The following is a 3,443-nucleotide window of genomic DNA, read 5'->3' on the forward strand; positions in this document are numbered from 1 at the left end:
CAGGAGGTAGCCCCCCAGGTTCCACGCGAAGCCCACGCCCGGCGGCACGAGCGTCTGCGACATGTCGAGGCGCCCATAGATGTAGACCTGTGTTTCCTGGCCAGAGCCATACCGGCTGAACTCTTTCATGTTGCGGCTCGCCGCCGCTTCCATCGCCACCAGCAGCTGCCCGGCGAGCGGACCACCGCCGATCGCGTCAAAGCCCAGCGTCGTCTTCGTCTCGGCCAGCGCCGTGATCAGCTCTTCCATGAAATTCGGCGAGGAGGAGTCGACGATATACTTTGCGCCGAGGCCCTTCAGCAGATCGGCCTGATCCTTCTTGCGCACGATGTTGACCAGGGGAACGCCATCCTTCTGGCAGATCTTCACCAGCATCTGGCCAAGGTTCGAGGCCGCTGCCGTGTGCACGATGCCCGTGCGCCCCTGCATCTTCATCGTCTCGACAAACGAGATCGCCGTCAGCGGGTTCACGAAGCAGGACGCGCCATCCTTCGCCGAGGTGCCCTCCGGCAGCGCCAGCACCTGCGCCAGGTTCAGCATCCGGTATTGCGAATACATCTCGCCGCCGAGACCGGCCACCATCTTGCCGAGCAGCGCCTGCGCCGCCGGGGACGAGCCCGCCTTAACCACCACGCCCGCGCCCTCGTTGCCCACCGGCATGGACTGGTCCATCCGCGCCGCCATCGCGCGCATCGCGGCGCCAGGCACCTTCGCGGTGATCACCGGTCGATCCGTCGTGCCCGACTGGACCGCCGTACTCATGTCCGCACCGCCGACCAGCAGGCCAAGGTCTGACGGGTTGATCGGCGTTGCTTCGACGCGGATAACCACGTCATCGGGGCCGGGCTCCGGCACGGCGACGTCCGCCAGCGAAATCTCGAGTTCGCCCGAAGCCTTAAGATGGCTGCGAAGCTGGAGCGCGGTCTTGGGAAACGTGTTGGTCATGGAATTTCCTCCTGATTAATTGAGTGGCACTGACTTGCGCCTTTTAGGCTATGGTAAACAATCCTGGAAAGTCACGTTAGCGGACTGTTCAGATAGTTGAATTTTATTGATTTATCCCACATTTTTCAAAATCAGAAAAACGTGGGATAGCCTGCATGATCCCCGTCAAGCCCTTTTCGGATGAGCAGCTCAGGACGCTCATTGATTTGCGCCAGCGCTATGAGGTCTGGATCGAGGCCGAACGCATGCTGGCAACCTTGCCATATGACCTGCGGCGCAAGATTGTCGATGGCAAGACCTATCTCTACGAAATATTTGATCGCGGCGGAAACGGTCGAAGCCTTGGCCGCCTGGACGATGCCGCCGAGGAAAAATTCCAGACCTACCGAACGGCCAAGCAGACCGCTCAGGCGCAGAGAGACAATACCCGGAGCGCTTTGGAGGAAAGCGGGCGTCTTTACCGGGCAATGCGGTTGCCGATGATTTCCAGTTCGGCCGGACCGATTCTGCAGGAATGCGACCGGCGGAACCTGCTGGGTAGTCATTTGTTGGTAGTCGGAACAAATGCAATGGCGGCCTATGCTGTCGAAGCAGCCGGGTTCCTGTCTGGGGTGGCGGTAGAAACAGAGGACTTCGACATGGCCTGGTCCGCCCAACAGAGCGAAGAGCCGGAAACAGTATTATGGGACATGCTGAAGGCTGTTGATCCGACCTTTACTGTGAACCCGGAGCGGACATTCCAAGCGAGAAACTCCAGGGCTTATGAAGTCGAAATTCTGGTTGCGCCTTCTCGAGCCGCGACGCTGGGCAAGATGGATAAGCCGCGCCCTGTGCCATTGCCTGAGCAGGAATGGCTCCTGCTCGGCGAACCGGTGGATCAGGTCGCAGCCTGTCTCGACGGGACACCCGTCCGGGTCGTTGCGCCGGACCCGCGCTGGTTTGCGCTCCGGAAACTCTGGATGCCGGGCAAGGAGACGCGCAATGCGCTCAAACGTCCAAAGGATCGCAAGCAGGGATTGGCACTGCTGAACGCGGTCAGGGAAAGCATGCCTCAGTACCCGCTAGACAGCGCATTCCTCTCGGAAATTCCTGAAGAGCTCTTGCCTTGGTATAAAGGCTGGCAATCGGGCAAACTCGCCTGATGCCGGCGGACCATCAAAGCGCTTCTTCGGCAAAGTCCTGATAGTCGATCAGAATTTCGGCGTCCGATACGATATCGGTGAGCGCTGTCAGGGTGACGGTTTGCGCGACCGCGTCAACCTCAAACCCGGCATTCGCATCGGGGCTGTGATTGCACATCGAGATTTCCCCAAAGGCAACCGCGCAGCGTGCCGCGCCATCGGCCCGCTCATCGACATAGAAAACATAGTGATAAAGCCGCGTTGCCTTCAGGTGCGCCGTGTCCTCATGGCTGAGCACGAGCAGGGGATAAACGCCGATCACCGCGCCGGGCGCAATGTGTCCGGAAACAAACAATCCGCGTCCATGCAGGGGCGAGGTGCGAACCTCGGCGCGGCCCCCTTCGTGTCGTACCAGCATGGAGCCGTCTCTAGCATGCGCCGACGCGCGCGCCAGCCGGGTCAGACCGGATTTTCTTCTGCCGGCAGCTCCGCCGGCGCCGCCTCCGGCTTCTTTGCCTTCTCGTCCCATTCCCGCATCTCGCGGATCAGGCACCGGTTGTTCCCGAACGGTTCGCCGAGCGTGCGCGTCACGATGATCGCATCGCCCGGCGTCAGGCAGCCCGTCGCGCTGTCCACCGCAATCGCCTCGGCAAACTCGAGGTCCGGGCACCCGGCGGTGACCTCCACCATGTACCGGTCACGCCCTTCATGGAGCACCACGGTCTCGCGCTCGTTGAGGCTGAATCCGTCGATGTTCGATGAGAAGCAGATTCGCTGGGTCTCCTCGCCGAGGCGCGGATCGTCGGCATAGGCGTCCATTCCCCGCTTTCGCGGCTCAACGGGCCCGCTGGCGCAGGCAGTCAGGACAAGGGCGGCGGCAAGGGCCAGGGCGATCGGTTTCATGCGGAAATCCTCCGGTTCGGCTTCGGTATGGCGAGTGTGCGCCCCCGGCGCCGCTGCTGCAATGGGCTCACGGAGACTTGAACTTTTGACGCGACGGCCCTAGCAGGCAAAGTTCACGCAAAGGCAACGCCCCATGACCGATCTCACCGCCCTGACCCTCGCCAAAGCGCTGGACGGGCTGAAATCGAAACAGTTTTCCTCGGTTGAGCTGACGCAGGCTTTCGTCGGCGCCATCGAGGGCGCGCGCGTGCTGAACGCCTTCATCGTCGAGACGCCCGAAAAGGCGATGGATATGGCCAGGGCGTCGGACGCCCGGCGCGCCAGGGGCGAGGCCGGCAAGCTCGACGGCGCCCCCCTCGGCATCAAGGACCTCTACTGCACGAAGGGTGTGCGCACGACCGCCTGCTCGGGCATCCTCGGCGAGTTCACGCCCACCTATGAGTCCACCGTCACCCAGAACCTCTGGGACCAAGG

The 3,443-nt window shown here is 62.0% G+C and carries 5 protein-coding genes; 2 read left to right on the top strand and 3 right to left on the bottom strand.

Going from position 1 to position 3,443, the window contains the following annotated elements; all coding sequences use genetic code 11:
* On the bottom strand, positions 1 to 945 hold a 945-nt coding region (locus tag WEA77_RS08585; RefSeq protein WP_368067455.1), incomplete at its 3' end, for an NADH oxidase.
* Positions 946 to 1,100: 155 nt separating this feature from the next.
* On the opposite strand from WEA77_RS08585, the gene WEA77_RS08590 reads away from it, so the two are divergent.
* Positions 1,101 to 2,087: a GSU2403 family nucleotidyltransferase fold protein gene (locus WEA77_RS08590; RefSeq protein WP_368067456.1), complete on the top strand. Its 987-nt coding sequence runs from the start codon at positions 1,101 to 1,103 to the stop codon at positions 2,085 to 2,087.
* Positions 2,088 to 2,100: 13 nt separating this feature from the next.
* Here WEA77_RS08590 and WEA77_RS08595 read toward each other — a convergent pair whose 3' ends face one another.
* Together WEA77_RS08595 and WEA77_RS08600 are read right to left on the bottom strand one after the other, a co-directional pair.
* Positions 2,101 to 2,484: an SET domain-containing protein gene (locus WEA77_RS08595; protein WP_368067457.1), complete on the bottom strand. Its 384-nt coding sequence runs from the start codon at positions 2,482 to 2,484 to the stop codon at positions 2,101 to 2,103.
* Between the two features lie 41 nt (positions 2,485 to 2,525).
* Positions 2,526 to 2,969 (bottom strand): DUF6491 family protein, encoded by a 444-nt coding sequence (locus WEA77_RS08600; RefSeq protein ID WP_368067458.1) that lies wholly within the window; start codon positions 2,967 to 2,969, stop codon positions 2,526 to 2,528.
* A gap of 133 nt (positions 2,970 to 3,102) precedes the next feature.
* Here WEA77_RS08600 and WEA77_RS08605 point away from each other — a divergent pair.
* Positions 3,103 to 3,443: amidase family protein (locus WEA77_RS08605; protein ID WP_368067459.1), on the top strand; the 341-nt coding region annotated here is incomplete at its 3' end.

Origin of the sequence: Hyphomonas sp. (assembly GCF_040882205.1) — a bacterium.
GTDB lineage: Bacteria > Pseudomonadota > Alphaproteobacteria > Caulobacterales > Hyphomonadaceae > Hyphomonas.

Coding starts and splice junctions, on each gene's coding strand:
- WEA77_RS08600 (WP_368067458.1), bottom strand. CDS start 2,969: ATGAAACCGATCGCCCTGGCCCTTGCCGCCGCCCTTGTCCTGACTGCC.
- WEA77_RS08590 (WP_368067456.1), top strand. CDS start 1,101: ATGATCCCCGTCAAGCCCTTTTCGGATGAGCAGCTCAGGACGCTCATT.
- WEA77_RS08595 (WP_368067457.1), bottom strand. CDS start 2,484: ATGCTGGTACGACACGAAGGGGGCCGCGCCGAGGTTCGCACCTCGCCC.